Here is a 15,128-nt window from a genome sequence, read left to right as displayed (position 1 = left end):
TCTATGGTTCGTCGCGCGCTTCACTTCACCCTTCGCAAACTCTGGCTGCTGCTGGCTATTTTATTAGTCCTGGCAGCGGTTGCGTTGAGCGTGGTGCGCTATAGCCTGCCTTATATTGATAACTACCGTGCCGATATTGAAGCCATGGTGGCGGAGCGCTTCGGCCAGCAAGTTCGCATGGGTGCGCTATCCGCGGACTGGTCAACCTTCGGGCCGTCGTTGGTGCTGCAAGATGTGGAGCTCACCGTTGGCGATCATTACCCGTTTGATATTCACGTCGAGCGCACGCATCTGGTGCTTAATCTGTGGCAAAGCCTTTGGCAGCGCGAGTGGATGCTGGAAGACTTCGTGCTTGAAGGCGTTCGCTTTGACTATGCGTTCGATGGTCAGATTGCGAATCAGCAAGACACTGGTGTGGTGCGCGCACTTGAGCAACTATTACTATTCCAGCTTGAGAGTTTCCAAGTTGTGAATTCAGAGATTTATGTCAGCGACCCTCAAGGCGTTGGGCGACGACTGTATATCGAACAACTCAGCTGGCGTAATCAAAGCCCGCAGCGTCAAGGTATTGGGCGTTTTCGGGTATCGGACATTGCCCAAAATAGCTTTAACTTCATTATTAACGCCAATGGCAATAGCTTTCTGAACTTGCATGGCGAGCTGTATGTTGAAGCGGAAGATCTCGACTTCTCACCTTGGTTTGAAGCTGCAATTGAAGGCGTCGACATCACGGAAGCGCGAGTGAACGTGAATGCCTGGTTTGACTTTGCAGACGCGAAAGTAGGCCAGGCCCAAGTGCACTTTGGTGAAAATAGCTTACGTTGGCAGCGCGATGGCAATACCCATGAGCTGGTGACCAGCCCAGTTACCTGGGGCTTCTGGCCACAAAGCGATGGTTTTTTAATGGCCAGTGAAGCACTCACTATTGCGGTGGACGATGCCGTCTGGCCAGTTGAAGCAGCGAGTTGGCGCTATCAAAACCAGCGCCATACGTGGAACTTAAGCAACTTAAGTTTTCGTGATACGGCCCCGTTGTGGAGCTTATTTGGCTCACCTGGCGCGCAAATTCGTGATTGGTTTAGCGGTATTCAACCTGCCGGAGTCATCAACCAAGTTCAGGTTCAGCTCGATGAAAACATGGACTGGTCATTTTATAGTCGAGCCGACACTTTAGACTGGCAAGCACACCGCGGCGTGCCGGGCTTAAGTGGCTTAAGCTTTGAGTTATGGAGTACCGAATACAGTGGTGCTTTTGCGTTGCGCGGTGAGCAGGTTGACCTTGTTTCGCCTGACACTTACGACCAGCCGCAGCAGCTATCTCAAATCGACTGGCAAGGTTATTGGCATCGCCTTGAAGACGGCTTTCGGGTGGCTTTGCCTTATGCACAAGTACACATTGGTGATGTGCTGTTGGAGCAGCAGTTTAGCCTCACGCGGGAGCATGACGACAGCCCAGTCGTGGAATGGTGGCTGCAAGGTGAGGGCGCCAATATGGCGGTTCACGATGCGATGGCCATGTTACCTTTACAGCTTGGCAGCCAGTTGACGCACTATTTGCAAGACGCGATCGTCGACGGTGAAGTGCGTAAAATGAACCTGCTGTGGCGAGGTAGCTTAGAGCAGTTTCCCTATTATCAACATGACGGTGTGTTCATGGCCAGCTTGAACGCTACGCCGCTGGCGTTCAAGTTTCAGCCCGATTGGCCAGCGATTGAAGACACCGAACTAGCGCTCGTCTATCGCGAGCATAGCTTATTGATTCATGCACGCGGCGGACGTTTATTAGACACCGAGCTGGTGCAAGTCGATGCCAGCATTCCTGACTTGGTATTTGGGCAGCCGTGGTTGCTGCTGGATGCCAAGGCGCGCGGTAGCGCGGCTGCAGCACGTGAAGTATTTAGCCAAAGCCCACTTGCCGACAGTGTGGGTGCAACCTTGATGCAACTAGATTCAGATGACACTTTCGACGGCGAATTTAGTTTGCGGGTACCGCTGTTTGCTGCGTCAGAGGATGGCTCAGACCCTGCAGAAATAGGGGTCGAGGGTAAGGTCATCTTTGCTGGCCAAGACTTAAACATTGTACCGATTGACTTAGAACTGAATAACTTAAGCGGAGAATTGCAGTTTAACGGGGCGCGTTTAGATGCCAGCGCAATTCGTGCGGATGTGTTTGAACTCCCGGTGCATGTGAGCTTGCAAGGGTATAGCAACGCACCCAATGCACGTATTCAAGCGCGTGACGCGAGTGTTGAAGAGGCTTACCAATTAGATATCCAAATGGACAGCCGCTGGCGGCAGTCCCAAATGCATACATCGCCAATCCTTGGGTGGCTGGCGCCATTTGTCGATGGCCATGTGGAAAGTGACACGACCTTAAGTTTGCAAATTGCCGGTAGTCGCCTGGACTATGAATGGCGTATGCGCAATCACTTATACGCCCTGGATATCCACTTACCCGCGCCGATGAATCAGCCTGCTCAGGACGACCGCTTTATTGATATTGTGGCGCGTGGTGATGAGCAAGATATTTTCATTCAAATGTTGTGGCCTGATCTCGGTCGCTTTGAAAGCCAATTAGAATTAGGGCAAAGCCAGTTTAGTCGTGCATTGATTGAACTTGGGCCAAATTTAAGTCGCGGACCGGGCATGCCAGTCGCAGGCATGGATATCTATGCTGACGTGGATGAACTCGGTTTAAGCCAATGGCTTGGCGCACTTAGCATGATCCAAAATGGGGACGGAAACGGTCTGCCGTGGACCTTGCCTGCGGTGGAGAACTTGCAGTTAACGATCGGGCAAACCCAAGTATTGAATCAGAATTTTGACCACGTTCGGGTGACTGGTCGTCAGCAACAAGGCGACTGGGATATCCAGGTCGACGCAAGTCAGGGACGAGGGCGCATCGCAGTGCCGCGGCAAGTGCTGCTAGGGGACGATGTAGGCGAACATCGAATCGACATTGAGATTGATTATCTGAACCTGCGTAGCGAGACCGGTCAGCACGATGACGCAGCAAACGATGACACCGACACAGAACAGCATCAAGCTTTAGCCAATCGCCCAAATGTTGCGTTCTTTGAGCGTTTACCACCGATGCATGTGGTGTGTGAACTGTGTCGTTATCAAGACACCGATTTAGGGCGTATCCAGCTACAGTTTGACCCGCGCGAGCCAGGCACTCAGATTGGTTTGATTAATGTGCGTCGCAGTGGCGCTGAGCTTAACTTGACGGGTGGCTGGTATGGTCAAGGCGAAGCGGTTGAAAGCTATATCAATGGCTGGGTAGCGGTTGCCGACGTGGGTAACTTAATTGCCGACTTTGGTAGCAGCTCCGTAGTGCGTGACTCGAGTGCGCAAGTGGAGCTAAGTTTACGCTGGCCAGGCTCACCTGCAGAATTTAGTCTGGCGGATCTCAATGGGCAAGTCGATTGGCGTTTGGGCGCAGGGTATTTGCGAGATGTCAGCGATGGTGGCGCACGTTTATTCTCTTTGTTTAGCTTAGAAAGCTTGATGCGCAAACTGACCCTCGATTTTCGTGATATTTTTGCACGTGGGATGTTTTATTCCAGTTTTCGCGGTACGCTGGATATTGAAGAGGGTGTGGTTTATACCCAGAATACGCGAATGAACGGATCAGCGGGTGACATGGAGGTAACAGGTAGCACTGATTTGGTCACTGAGGCCTTAGATTACGAACTGGTGTATATCCCTAAAGTGACCTCGAGCTTGCCTGTGTTAGTCGCCTGGATGGTGAATCCGCCGACGGGCATCGCGGCACTGCTGATTGACCGTGTATTACATGACGCTCAAGTGATCTCGCGTTTAGAATATTCGATTACTGGCACTATTTCAGAGCCAATTGTGAATGAAGAAGCTCGTGCGCAGCGTGAAGTGGAGCTGCCGGAAGTTGAGTTAGAGCAACTGCAACTGCTGGAGGAACAACATGGCACAGATTAGCGTGGTGCAATGGACTTCAGGTAATAAGCCTGAGCAAAACCTGGAACAATTACGTCGTTTATTACGTTTATTACCGCCCCAGCGTCCTCAGCTGGTGGTGCTGCCAGAAGCGTTCGCAAGTTTTGGTGCCGGTGAGTCGAGTCAGTTAGAGCGTGCCGAAGTCTACGGCGATGGCCCGATTCAGCAAGCGGTTGCCGAGTTGGCGCGCCAACATGACGTCTGGATTGTCGCGGGCACAATTCCCGTAAAAGCGGGCAAGCGCTATAGCGCAGCATCGATGCTGTTTAATAACCAAGGCGAAGCAGTGGCGCGTTACAACAAAATTCATTTGTTTGACGCCACCGTAGAAGACGGCACCGGTAGTTATCAAGAGTCAAAGTATACCCAGCCGGGTGACGAGTTAGTGCTGGTCGACACGCCGTTCGGACGCATTGGTATGGCGGTATGTTACGACTTACGCTTCCCTGAAATGTTCCGGGCGTTAAGAGCCAAAGGCGCTGAGGTGATTGTGTTGCCCTCTGCATTTACCAAAGTGACCGGCAAAGCCCATTGGCAACCACTATTGCAAGCGCGCGCCATCGAAAACCAGTGTTATATGGTGGCGCCGAACCAAGGTGGCGAGCACCCAGATGGGCGTGAAACTTGGGGGCACTCGATGGTGATTGACCCATGGGGAAAAATTTGCACCCAGATTAGCAGCGACATTGGGGTTGGCAGTGTGCCAATTGACCCGACTATTATTCAAGATGTGCGGCGGCGAATGCCTGTAGAAGCACATAATCAATTTAAGGTGAGTTTTAACCATGCATCCTGAAGTTAGCGAGCATTTGCTCAGTCGTGCTGACATGCGTCTCGAAGACCTTGAGGCCGGTTTGGCCCAGTTGTATCAAGGTAGTATCGACTACGCAGATATTTATCTCCAATCCAGCCATCACGAAAGCTGGGTGCTGGAAGACAGTATTGTTAAATCCGGCAGCTTTTCGATTGATCGTGGCTTAGGTGTGCGTGCGATTGAAGGCGAGAAGACTGGCTTTGCCTATGCAGACGATATTTCTATTCAAGCCTTGAACCAAACCTCGAAGGCGGCGCGTGGTATCGCAGCAGCAGGACAGAATAAACAAGTAGGGCAGTTGAATACGACATCCGCACGCCTGCTATACCTGCCAGACAACCCATTGAGTGCGTGGAAAGAAGCGCAGAAGATAGATATTTTGAATGCGATGGATCGTCACGCACGCAAACTGGATCCGCGTATTAGCGAAGTCACTGTGAGTTTGAGTGCGGTGTATGAACACATTTTAGTCGTCGCCACTGATGGTACGTTAGCGACGGATATTCGCCCTCTAGTGCGGTTAAACTGCAGTGTGTTAGCACAGCAAAACGGCCGTCGCGAACGCGGTAGCGCCGGTGGCGGTGGACGCTTTACTTATGACTACTTCACGCAAAAGAACGAGCGCGGCCAACCACGCCACTTTGCCTTCGCAGAAGAAGCAGTGCGCCAAGCATTAGTGAATTTAGAAGCCGACGAGGCACCTGCGGGCAAAATGCCAGTAGTACTCGGAGCGGGCTGGCCCGGCGTGTTGTTGCATGAGGCTGTTGGGCATGGTCTGGAAGGTGACTTTAATCGTAAAGGTTCATCCGCATATGCTGGCAAAATTGGTCAGCAGGTAGCAGCCAAAGGCTGCACCATTATTGATGACGGTACCCTGGATAATCGTCGTGGGTCGTTGACTGTCGATGACGAGGGCACAGCGTCTCAACATAATGTGCTGATAGAAGACGGCAAGCTGGTCGGCTATATGCAAGATAAGCTGAATGCGCGCTTGATGGGTATGGCGCCGACAGGCAACGGGCGCCGGGAGTCATTTGCTCACTTACCGATGCCACGCATGACCAATACCTATATGCTGGGTGGTGAGCATAGCAGCGAAGAAATTATCGCCTCAGTTAAGCATGGTATTTACGCGCCGCACTTTGCGGGCGGCCAGGTGGACATTACCTCGGGTAAGTTTGTATTCAGCGCATCTGAAGCCTACTTAATTGAAAACGGTAAGATTACCCGACCGATTAAAGGGGCCACTCTGATTGGAAATGGTCCTGCATCAATGCAGCAAGTCTCGATGATAGGGAATGACTTAGCCCTTGATGAGGGGGTTGGTGTGTGTGGCAAAGATGGTCAGAGCGTGCCTGTAGGCGTGGGACAACCAACGCTTAAAATCGATGCGATGACTGTCGGTGGAACTGGTTAGTTAGCTCGGCGCCAAGGGTTAAAACCCTTGGCTTGCCGTGATTAAAGGTGACACCAACACGTTATGCGTCAGCGGCTTCACGCAAATATTTAAACAATTCACGATAGCCTGCCGGCGGCTTATCTTCCGCCTGCTCTTTTTGCACCTTGCGCACCAATTGGCGCAGCTTCTGCCGATCCGCACTCGGGTACTGGTCAATGAATGCTTGAATAGCATCATCACCCCCACTGATAATGCGCTCGCGCCAGCGCTCAAGCGCATGGAATTTCGCGTTTTCAGCGTCACCACTGCGCTGCAACCCATCAAGCTCACGCTTAACCGCAGCGTGGTCGCCTTGACGCAGTAGCTTAGTTATTAACTGCAATTGGCGGCGATAGCCTTCGCGTGTATTGCGGATACGACGCGCCAGAATGACCGCTTGGATCAGTTGCTCATCAATCGGCATTTTACGCAATGAGCTGTCGGTTAACTGGATAAGCCGAGATGCCATGTCCTGAACGTCTGCAATTTCACGCTTAATTTGGGTCTTATTCGGACGCTGGGAACCAGGTTCCGGGGTCAAGTCTTCAGGATTACTCATGCCATACTCACTTATAAATGGACGCCATGTAAAGTTGCTACGCATTCAATAGGGCGCCGCACCATGACGTGCTAAATCAAATCAATTAACCACATCTATATAGTAACACATGTTATGCTTGAGCCATTCCCCTAGCGTGGTTGATTTTTCTTAAGGAGATAATCGTGAGCGGGCAACAAAGCGAGCAGCAGCAACTGCTAGAGCAAGATATGCACAAAGCGAAGCAAGCCGTCGAAGAGGCGATAGCCTTCGCCAAAAGCTTAGGTGCCAGTGCCGCTGAATGTGCACTATCCCAAAGTCGCGGCTTAAGTGTGGACAGTCGTTTAGGCGAAGTCGAAACCGTCGAATTTAATCAAGATGGTAGTCTTGGTATTACGGTCTATCGTGGTCAATCTAAAGGCGCGGCAGCCACCGCAGACCTTAACCCTGACGCAGTGCGCGCGGCGGTCACCAAAGCCAATGATATTGCGCGTTACACGTCGCAAGACCCAGCCGCAGGCTTAGCGGACGCGCAGCTGATGGCCTATGATTACCCAGACTTAGGGCTATATTTTGATGCCAATATGGACCCGCAACATGCGATAGATATCACCAAGGCCTGCGAGCAAGCTGCGTTAGATAAAGACCCTCGCATTATCAATTCAGACGGCGCCAACTACAGTGCGCATGCGGGTTTTCGTGTGTATGGCAATAGCCATGGCTTCACCGGTGCCTACATGAGCTCACGTCAAAGTCTTAGCTGCGTGTTAATCGGCAAGCAAGGTGATGTGATGGAGCGCGATTACGCTTACACCTTAGCGCGCGATCCAAGTCAACTAAAGCGTCCTGAAGAAGTCGCTGCTGAAGCCATTGAGGCAACGGTATCGCGACTGGGTGCGCGTAGCATTGATACCTGCAAAGTACCGGTGATATTTCACCGCGACGTGGCACATGGCTTATTTGGACATTTGGTCGCAGCGATTAGCGGCGGCAGTTTGTATCGCAAATCAAGTTTCTTACTCGACAGCTTACATACCCAAGTCTTACCTTCATGGCTTAATATCCATGAGGACCCGCATATTGTGGGTGGCTTGGCCAGTAGTCCGTTTGACCATGAAGGGGTGCGTACCCAGGCGCGAGATATTGTCACCGCGGGGGAGCTGAACACCTACCTGTTAACCAGTTATGCTGCGCGTAAACTTGATATGCAAACCACGGGACATGCGGGCGGTATCCATAATTGGCGAGTCAGTCATGGCGACGATGATTTAGCCGCTTTGTGCCGCCGCATGGGCACTGGCTTATTGCTCACTGAAGTCATGGGCCAAGGGGTGAATATTGTAACGGGCGACTACAGCCGTGGTGCAGCCGGTTTTTGGGTCGAGAACGGTGAGCTACAATATCCGGTTAGTGAAATCACTATCGCCGGGAATTTAACTCAGATGTTACGCAGCATTGTTGCCATCGGCAATGATATTGACCCACGCCATGGCATTCAAACTGGGTCCATTTTGTTAGAGCAGTTGTCAGTCGCTGGGAACTAGTCGCGGGGAATCTGTCGCTAATTCACTTATTCGTCTTCATCAAAGCGGTTTTGGATCAGGTTCTCGATAGCATCGAGAGCCTTTTCTGCGTCTTTCCCCACTGCATTGACGGTGATGGTTTTACCTTGTTGACTCGCCAGCAGCATTAAACACATCACGCTACTTGCGTTCACTTCCTGAGTGCCTTGTTTAACTGAAATAACGGCGTCAAACTGATTAGCCAAACGCACCAGTTTAGTGGCAGCACGCGCATGCAACCCAAGTTTATTACGGATGACCATTTCACGGCTTATTGGGGTCATGATTTTCTCTCAAGTTCTCGGTGCTTAACCTGCACTTGGTCGTGCACGGTGCGAAAATGGTTGGCTAGCTGCTCGGCGATATACACCGAACGATGCTGTCCGCCAGTGCAGCCGATGCCTATGGTTAAGTAACTGCGGTTACTACGTTGAAAGTACGGCAGCCAAGTGGAGATGAAGTTCTCAACTTGGTAGATAAACTTAGTCACGAGTGGCTGCTGACCCAAAAAGCGTTGTACTGGTTCATCGAGCCCAGTAAACGGCTTTAGCTCTGGCTCCCAATGTGGGTTGGGCAGAATGCGCGCATCAAACACGGTATCCAGGGTTGAGGGTAGGCCATGTTTGAAGCCAAATGAGGTAAAAACAAGAATTAACTTATTCATCTTACGGCCGAGCACGCGTTCTGTAACTTGCTCACTGAGTTCATGCACACTAAAGCTGGAGCTATCAATGCGCCACGTGGCGCGCAATGCCATTGGCTCGAGTAATTTATATTCTAAGGCAATAGCTTCAGACAGCGGCATGCTGCCTTGTGATAAGGGGTGTAAACGACGTGTTTCGCCGTAACGACGCATCAATACTTCGTCATTGGCGTCAATAAATAAGATATCGGCTTTAAGCTTAACCGGTAAGAAATCAAGGGCTTCCGCCAGTTCTTCTTCATCGGCAGGCAAGTTGCGCACATCGACACTGACCGCGATTGATTCAAATTTACCCATAATGGCGTGAATCAAGGTTGGCAGTAAGCTAATGGGAAGGTTATCTACGCAGTAGAAACCTAAGTCTTCGAGCACTCGCAACGCGATGGTTTTACCAGAGCCTGAGCGCCCGCTGACAATGATTAGCTGCACGGGGGCTCGTCCTGCAAAAAGATATCGTACAACTCTTGATTAGTAGAGGCTTTTCTCAAAGCGCGGCAGCATTCTTTGTTGTTGAGACGGCGGGCGACTTCTGACAACGTTTGTAAATGTTGCTCGGGTTGGTCTTCAGGTACGAGTAAGGCGAAAACGATATCCACAGGCTGATTGTCAATGGCATCGAAATCGACTGCTTGCGCCATCGTAATTAGCACCGCAACGGGTTGGTTGGCTTTGGCCAAACGCCCGTGGGGAATCGCAATGCCAAGGCCGATGCCGGTACTACCTAAGCGTTCACGCTGAAGTAGGCTGTCAAATACGTCGGCACGATGAATCCCAACAAGTTTGGGAGCGACCATACCGCTGATAGTTTCAAGTAGCTTCTTTTTACTTGAATGTTGGACTGCACAGTGTGTGCAGTCCAAGCTCAAAATGTCACTTAGTTGCATAGTTAATGGCGTTTCAGCTTCTCTTTATGCTTCACAACCTGGCGGTCTAACTTGTCAATCAAACCGTCAATTGCCGCATACATGTCTTCATGCTCGGAGGTGGCAAACACCTCGGCCCCACTTAAATGGACGGTAGCTTCCGCTTTTTGGCGCAACTTTTCAACGTTTAAAATTACATGCACGTTGGTAATATGGTCAAAGTGGCGTTCAAGCTTAGCGAATTTGGTGTCTACATACTCACGCAGAGCTTCAGTAATGTCGACATGATGACCAGTTAAATTAATTTGCATAGTACATCTTCCTTCTGTTGCCGTCGTTTAAAGTAGGCTTTTACGTTGATTGGAAGGCGGAATATTGAGTGACTCCCGATACTTCGCAATCGTCCGTCTAGCTACTTGGATTCCCTGATCCGCCATGAGTTCAGCAATTTTGCTATCACTTAATGGTTTACCGGGACTTTCTGCCGCAACCAACTTCCGAATTAAGGCTCGAATAGCGGTTGAGGAGCACTCGCCACCATTCTCGGTACTGACATGACTAGAAAAAAAGTACTTCAGCTCGAAAATGCCACGTGGGGTGTGCATAAACTTTTGCGTCGTCACCCGTGAAACTGTCGATTCATGCATATCAATCGCTTCCGCAATATCATTCAGCACCATCGGTTTCATCGCTTCTTCACCGTGTTCAAAGAACGCTTGCTGACGTTGTACGATAGCATGAGTTACTTTTAACAAGGTTTCATTACGACTTTCAATACTTTTAATAAACCAACGTGCGTCTTGCACATGCTGCTTAATATAATCTGAGTCTGATGCGCGTTTTGCCTGCTTGGACAATGCGGCGTATTCCTCATTGACTCGCAGCTTCGGCACTGAATCCGGATTCAATTCAACCACCCAACGCCCCTGATGCTTAAACACGGATACATCAGGTATGACATATTCAGATTCCCTTTGCACCACACTTTCACCGGGACGCGGATTCAGTTGGTGCAGCAGCCGCATCACCTCGCGTAATTGCTCTTCTCTAAGCTTAGACTTTCGCGCCAGAGTTCGATAGTCTCGTGCCGCTAATAAATCGAGGTGATCACGGATAACCGCCATGGTGTGATCACGCATTGGGGTGGTATCTGGCATATGCTGCAGTTGAATAAGTAGGCATTCACTCACGCTGCGAGCTGCGACTCCTATAGGGTCAAAACGTTGTACACGCTTTAGAACCATACAGACTTCGGCGTCAGTGACCTCGGGGAAATCTTTTTCAACCGCTAACTGAATATCTTCCAAGCTGACGGTTAAATAACCGGCTTCATCCACCGCATCAATAATCGCTTGAGCAATCGCCTCATCTTCAGCGCTAAAATGCGACAATTGCATTTGCCAAATCAGGTAGTCTTGTAAGCTTTGGCTGGTTTCGCCTTGGTAGACGAAATCGTCGTCAGCGCTAACGCTCCCTTTGGCAGAGCTGGTACTGGCTGAATAGACGTCGTCCCAGCTTGAGTCGGTGGGCAAATCTTGTGGAATATCTTGTTGTTGTAGCGCGTCGCTGGTTTCCATGCTGCTTGTGTCAGCAACAGTCGCATCATGCTCGTCGTTATGATCGTTATCTTGTGCGCCAGCGAAGTCATCGTCATGGTCAACTTCCAGCAACGGGTTACCATCCAATGCGTCCTGAATTTCTTGCTGTAAATCCAGTGACGAAAGCTGCAGCAGGCGAATGGCCTGCTGCAATTGCGGGGTCATGGTAAGTTGTTGGCCAAGTTTTAACTGCAGACTTTGCTTCATATTCTTTTTATTCGCTTATGTCTTCACAGGCTATCGCTGTATCTTACAATGTAAACTGGTCACCCAGATAGACATCTTTTACCTGTTGATTGGCCAGTATCTGCTGTGCGCTGCCGGATGCAATCAACTCTCCTTGACTGACAATATAGGCACGCTCACAAACTGACAAGGTCTCACGTACATTATGGTCGGTAATCAGCACGCCGATACCGCGATTACGCAACTGTTGAATGATTTTTTTGATATCGATCACTGAAATCGGGTCAACGCCCGCGAATGGTTCGTCGAGCAAAATAAATTTCGGCTCTGCGGCAAGGGCACGGGCAATTTCTACCCTGCGACGTTCACCACCAGACAAACTCATACCCAAACTGTTGACGATATGGCCGATGTTGAATTCCGCCACCAACGCGTCTAACGCCGCTTCACGACCTTCACTGTCGAGGTCTTTGCGAGTTTCTAAGATAGCCATAATGTTATCGCGCACAGATAACTTGCGAAACACCGATGATTCTTGCGGCAGATAACCGATACCGCGTCGCGCACGTGCATGCATCGGCAGTAACGTCAGGTCTTCATCGTCAAGGGTGATACGGCCTTTGTCGTTATTGACCAAGCCAACAATCATATAAAAGGTCGTGGTTTTGCCCGCACCATTCGGCCCCAGCAAGCCAATCACTTGCCCGGCATCGACCTGTAAGCTTACGTCTTTAACCACCTGGCGCTTTTTATAGCTTTTCGCTAAATGCTCAACTTTCAAGGTTGCCATGCTTAATTACCTTGGTTGGAGCCGCCATTTTGGCGCGGCTGGAAAATAGTACGGACTCGTTCTTCACTGTCTTGGTCGCGCTCAGCGGTCACCCGTTGCTCGTCTACATAATAGGTAATGCGGTTTGCGCTGACTTGGTTGCCGCTTTGTAGCATCTGCGCATTGCCTTGCAAAACCAAAATTCGTGTTGAGGCGTCATAGCGAATCTCGGATGCACTTGCTTCAACCAGCATGCCGTCTTCCACTTCCTGCTGGTAGGTGGCAGGCGAGCCCGTAGCGATGAATACTTCGCCTTCTCCTTGTGACACGTCACCGTCACTGACTACCTCAAGACGATCTGCGGTGATTAACAGGCTACCCTGACGAATAATGACATTGTTGCGCACGATCACGCGGTTGGCCTGAATATCTAGCTCTTGGTCATCGGCTTCGATTGAAATTGGCTGTTGGAAGTCGCGGCTTGCGTCTGCAAACACCGGGCTTATCAACAGACTACTGAGGATCGCGCTGAGGATAATAGGTGGTTTGAACATGGTTGATTAACTCCAGTTGTTGGGCTTCAAGGTTTGCCCTGAGGCCCTGTCCGCGTACTTCAAATTGAGGACCATGCGCAAGCACCGGGTGGTCCGTGGTAATATCTTGGGTGACTAGGTGAATCATCAAATAATCAGTTTCAATCGCATTGATAAATGCATTGCCCTGCACATTGGTGATTCGCACATTATCCAGCAGCTCTAAACGTTCATCGTTATGGTAGCGGCCTGAGTCAGCGACTAACTGCCATACCTGTACTTGGCCGTCGCTATCGATTAGCGTGGTAATGTACTTGGGTTCACTCAATTCAGTTAAGCCAATGACACTAAAGTGTGCCATACGACGAGACTCTATTCGATGCTGAAGCTCACCTGCAGGGTTAAACAGTTTAGTAAACAAACCTTCGGCTACGAAATCAGGCTGCAGTTCAGATGGGTCAAACAGGTCACTGGTTGGCGCTGGCCCCGAAAAAGGCCGCCAGAAAAGCAATACTAAGGCGACACCAATTGCCGCTAGAATCGTCCAGATGCGCCAGTTCACTCGCTGCTTCCTGTGTATTCGTTTAGCTTACCTTGGGCCATTAACAATAAGTCAGTGACTTCGCGCACAGCACCAAACCCACCAGGCAAGGCTGTGACGTAACTGGCAGCTTGCTGAACGCTGGGGTGGGCGTCACGCACTGCGATACCGAGCCCAACCTGCCGAATGAGACTCAAATCGGGTACATCATCACCTACGTAGGCAACGTCCGCATGGCTAAGTTCAAGTGTATTTAGTAGTTCAGCGTAGGCTTTGGTTTTGTCGTCCTGGCCTTGGTAAATATGTTTCACGCCCAAAGACTCCATACGTCGCTGCACAATATTTGAACGGCGACCGGTGATGACTGCCACTTCAACACCCGCGGTCATCAGTGCTTTCACACCAAACCCGTCGCGAGTATGAAAGGCTTTTAATTCTTCGCCGTCATTACCAAGGTAAATGCGACCGTCAGAAAATACCCCATCGATATCACAGATAAGGAGTTTGACGTGGCCAAAACGCGCGAATAAATCATGGTGAATATCGCCGTACCAAGTGGTTACAAACGGGGTGTCTTTTGGTGGAAGTGGGTGTTGCATTAGATTACTCCAGCACGTAATAGGTCATGCATGTTAAATGCGCCCACTGGGCACTGTTGTTTATTCACAACCACAAGCCCATTAATTTTTTTATCTTCCATCAGTTTCAATGCTTCGGCGGCCAGCATCTCAGGCTTAGCCGTAATACAACGCGCGGTCATGACGCTGGCGATAGAGGTCGTGTGGACATCAACCTGCTGGTCTAAAATACGGCGCAAATCGCCGTCGGTAAAAATCCCGAGTAACACGTCATTATCATCCACCACCGCGGTCATGCCGAGGCCTTTGCGCGAAATTTCTAACAGCGCATCCTTAATAATGGCATCGTGGCGTACTTTGGGCAGGCGCTCGCCTTCATGCATAATATCGCTCACGCGCAGTAATAAGCGCCGGCCTAAGCTGCCGCCCGGGTGGGAGAGTGCGAAGTCATCGGCAGTAAAGCCGCGTGCATGCAACAGCGCAACCGCAAGGGCGTCACCCATCACTAAGGCAGCGGTCGTGCTGGCTGTTGGCGCCAGCCCAAGGGGACAGGCCTCGGTTTGCACAGCGACATTAATATGCACATCAGCGGCGCGCGCCAATGTCGATTGTGGGTTACCCGTCATTGAAATTAAGGTGACCCCAAGGCGCTTAATCACAGGTACGATGCTAATCACTTCTGAGGTCTCGCCTGAATTCGACATGGCTAACACCACGTCGGTGGCGGTAATCATACCAAGGTCGCCGTGACTTGCTTCGCCCGGGTGCATGAAAAAAGCAGGGGTGCCAGTACTGGCGAGTGTCGCAGCAATTTTATTGCCAATATGACCTGATTTACCCATCCCGGTGACCACCACGCGGCCACGGCAGTTGAGCATCAGCTCGCAGGCTTGGGCAAAGTCTTGATTGATTGAAGGCGTGATATCGTCAATGCCAGCGCGTTCAATATCTAATACGCGCAGCCCTTGCTGGATAAATTCATTCACGTGTTGGGTCATGTAAATCCTGAAATTCTTTCACTTTGGCGACA

At 50.6% G+C, this 15,128-nt stretch carries 15 protein-coding genes; 4 read left to right on the top strand and 11 right to left on the bottom strand.

The window, feature by feature from the left end:
• The first annotated feature begins 3 nt into the window (after positions 1-3).
• The 3 genes from CWE07_RS03010 to tldD are packed head-to-tail and all read left to right on the top strand — an operon-like array spanning position 4 to position 6,206.
• Positions 4-3,957 (top strand): YhdP family protein, encoded by a 3,954-nt coding sequence (locus tag CWE07_RS03010; protein WP_111568847.1) that lies wholly within the window; start codon positions 4-6, stop codon positions 3,955-3,957.
• The gene (locus CWE07_RS03005; RefSeq protein ID WP_111568848.1) at positions 3,944-4,771 is read left to right on the top strand and encodes a carbon-nitrogen hydrolase family protein; all 828 of its coding nucleotides are present in this window, start codon (positions 3,944-3,946) and stop codon (positions 4,769-4,771) included. Before CWE07_RS03010 ends, CWE07_RS03005 begins: the two co-directional genes overlap by 14 nt.
• On the top strand, positions 4,761-6,206 hold the full coding sequence (gene tldD, locus CWE07_RS03000) for a metalloprotease TldD (protein WP_111568849.1): 1,446 nt from the start codon (positions 4,761-4,763) through the stop codon (positions 6,204-6,206). Before CWE07_RS03005 ends, tldD begins: the two co-directional genes overlap by 11 nt.
• Positions 6,207-6,267: 61 nt before the next feature.
• On the opposite strand, the gene yjgA is transcribed toward tldD, so the two are convergent.
• Positions 6,268-6,786 carry a ribosome biogenesis factor YjgA gene (gene yjgA / locus CWE07_RS02995; protein ID WP_111568895.1) on the bottom strand — a complete coding sequence of 173 codons (519 nt, stop codon included), beginning with the start codon at positions 6,784-6,786 and terminating at the stop codon, positions 6,268-6,270.
• Between the two features lie 209 nt (positions 6,787-6,995).
• Here yjgA and pmbA point away from each other — a divergent pair, with 209 nt between their 5' ends.
• Positions 6,996-8,309 (top strand): metalloprotease PmbA, encoded by a 1,314-nt coding sequence (gene pmbA / locus CWE07_RS02990; RefSeq protein WP_111568896.1) that lies wholly within the window; start codon positions 6,996-6,998, stop codon positions 8,307-8,309.
• Positions 8,310-8,335: 26 nt separating this feature from the next.
• Here pmbA and CWE07_RS02985 read toward each other — a convergent pair whose 3' ends face one another.
• Genes CWE07_RS02985 through CWE07_RS02940 form a run of 10 tightly spaced genes read right to left on the bottom strand, consistent with a single transcriptional unit; the run spans position 8,336 to position 15,096 of the window.
• Positions 8,336-8,611, bottom strand: coding sequence for an HPr family phosphocarrier protein (locus CWE07_RS02985; RefSeq protein WP_111568850.1), 276 nt, complete (start codon positions 8,609-8,611; stop codon positions 8,336-8,338).
• Positions 8,608-9,459: an RNase adapter RapZ gene (gene rapZ / locus CWE07_RS02980; RefSeq protein WP_111568851.1), complete on the bottom strand. Its 852-nt coding sequence runs from the start codon at positions 9,457-9,459 to the stop codon at positions 8,608-8,610. The genes CWE07_RS02985 and rapZ overlap by 4 nt, the downstream gene beginning before the upstream one ends.
• Positions 9,450-9,914 carry a PTS IIA-like nitrogen regulatory protein PtsN gene (gene ptsN / locus CWE07_RS02975; protein ID WP_111568852.1) on the bottom strand — a complete coding sequence of 155 codons (465 nt, stop codon included), beginning with the start codon at positions 9,912-9,914 and terminating at the stop codon, positions 9,450-9,452. The genes rapZ and ptsN overlap by 10 nt, the downstream gene beginning before the upstream one ends.
• A gap of 2 nt (positions 9,915-9,916) precedes the next feature.
• Positions 9,917-10,204, bottom strand: coding sequence for a ribosome hibernation promoting factor (gene hpf, locus CWE07_RS02970; protein WP_111568853.1), 288 nt, complete (start codon positions 10,202-10,204; stop codon positions 9,917-9,919).
• Between the two features lie 27 nt (positions 10,205-10,231).
• A complete protein-coding gene (locus CWE07_RS02965; RefSeq protein WP_111568854.1) occupies positions 10,232-11,698 on the bottom strand; it encodes an RNA polymerase factor sigma-54 in 1,467 nt (488 codons plus the stop codon).
• A gap of 43 nt (positions 11,699-11,741) precedes the next feature.
• Positions 11,742-12,467: an LPS export ABC transporter ATP-binding protein gene (gene lptB, locus CWE07_RS02960; protein ID WP_111568855.1), complete on the bottom strand. Its 726-nt coding sequence runs from the start codon at positions 12,465-12,467 to the stop codon at positions 11,742-11,744.
• A 2-nt stretch (positions 12,468-12,469) separates the two neighbouring features.
• On the bottom strand, positions 12,470-13,000 hold the full coding sequence (lptA, locus tag CWE07_RS02955; RefSeq protein WP_111568856.1) for a lipopolysaccharide transport periplasmic protein LptA: 531 nt from the start codon (positions 12,998-13,000) through the stop codon (positions 12,470-12,472).
• Entirely contained in the window at positions 12,960-13,541 is a 582-nt protein-coding gene (lptC, locus tag CWE07_RS02950) for an LPS export ABC transporter periplasmic protein LptC (protein ID WP_157983207.1), read from the bottom strand. Before lptC ends, lptA begins: the two co-directional genes overlap by 41 nt.
• Positions 13,538-14,119 (bottom strand): 3-deoxy-manno-octulosonate-8-phosphatase KdsC, encoded by a 582-nt coding sequence (gene kdsC, locus CWE07_RS02945; protein ID WP_111568858.1) that lies wholly within the window; start codon positions 14,117-14,119, stop codon positions 13,538-13,540. Before kdsC ends, lptC begins: the two co-directional genes overlap by 4 nt.
• Positions 14,119-15,096: a KpsF/GutQ family sugar-phosphate isomerase gene (locus tag CWE07_RS02940; protein ID WP_111568859.1), complete on the bottom strand. Its 978-nt coding sequence runs from the start codon at positions 15,094-15,096 to the stop codon at positions 14,119-14,121. The genes kdsC and CWE07_RS02940 overlap by 1 nt, the downstream gene beginning before the upstream one ends.
• Positions 15,097-15,128 lie beyond the last annotated feature (32 nt).

It is taken from the genome of Aliidiomarina maris (genome assembly GCF_003987335.1).
Classification (GTDB): Bacteria; Pseudomonadota; Gammaproteobacteria; order Enterobacterales; family Alteromonadaceae; genus Aliidiomarina; species Aliidiomarina maris.
This window is presented reverse-complemented; position numbering and strand designations above follow the sequence as displayed.

What these genes read in the sequence shown, in the direction of transcription:
- CWE07_RS03010 (WP_111568847.1), top strand. Translation starts at nt 4, where the DNA reads ATGGTTCGTCGCGCGCTTCACTTCACCCTTCGCAAACTCTGGCTGCTG.
- CWE07_RS03005 (WP_111568848.1), top strand. Translation starts at nt 3,944, where the DNA reads ATGGCACAGATTAGCGTGGTGCAATGGACTTCAGGTAATAAGCCTGAG.
- tldD (WP_111568849.1), top strand. Translation starts at nt 4,761, where the DNA reads ATGCATCCTGAAGTTAGCGAGCATTTGCTCAGTCGTGCTGACATGCGT.
- yjgA (WP_111568895.1), bottom strand. Translation starts at nt 6,786, where the DNA reads ATGAGTAATCCTGAAGACTTGACCCCGGAACCTGGTTCCCAGCGTCCG.
- pmbA (WP_111568896.1), top strand. Translation starts at nt 6,996, where the DNA reads ATGCACAAAGCGAAGCAAGCCGTCGAAGAGGCGATAGCCTTCGCCAAA.
- CWE07_RS02985 (WP_111568850.1), bottom strand. Translation starts at nt 8,611, where the DNA reads ATGACCCCAATAAGCCGTGAAATGGTCATCCGTAATAAACTTGGGTTG.
- ptsN (WP_111568852.1), bottom strand. Translation starts at nt 9,914, where the DNA reads ATGCAACTAAGTGACATTTTGAGCTTGGACTGCACACACTGTGCAGTC.
- hpf (WP_111568853.1), bottom strand. Translation starts at nt 10,204, where the DNA reads ATGCAAATTAATTTAACTGGTCATCATGTCGACATTACTGAAGCTCTG.
- CWE07_RS02965 (WP_111568854.1), bottom strand. Translation starts at nt 11,698, where the DNA reads ATGAAGCAAAGTCTGCAGTTAAAACTTGGCCAACAACTTACCATGACC.
- lptB (WP_111568855.1), bottom strand. Translation starts at nt 12,467, where the DNA reads ATGGCAACCTTGAAAGTTGAGCATTTAGCGAAAAGCTATAAAAAGCGC.
- lptA (WP_111568856.1), bottom strand. Translation starts at nt 13,000, where the DNA reads ATGTTCAAACCACCTATTATCCTCAGCGCGATCCTCAGTAGTCTGTTG.
- kdsC (WP_111568858.1), bottom strand. Translation starts at nt 14,119, where the DNA reads ATGCAACACCCACTTCCACCAAAAGACACCCCGTTTGTAACCACTTGG.
- CWE07_RS02940 (WP_111568859.1), bottom strand. Translation starts at nt 15,096, where the DNA reads ATGACCCAACACGTGAATGAATTTATCCAGCAAGGGCTGCGCGTATTA.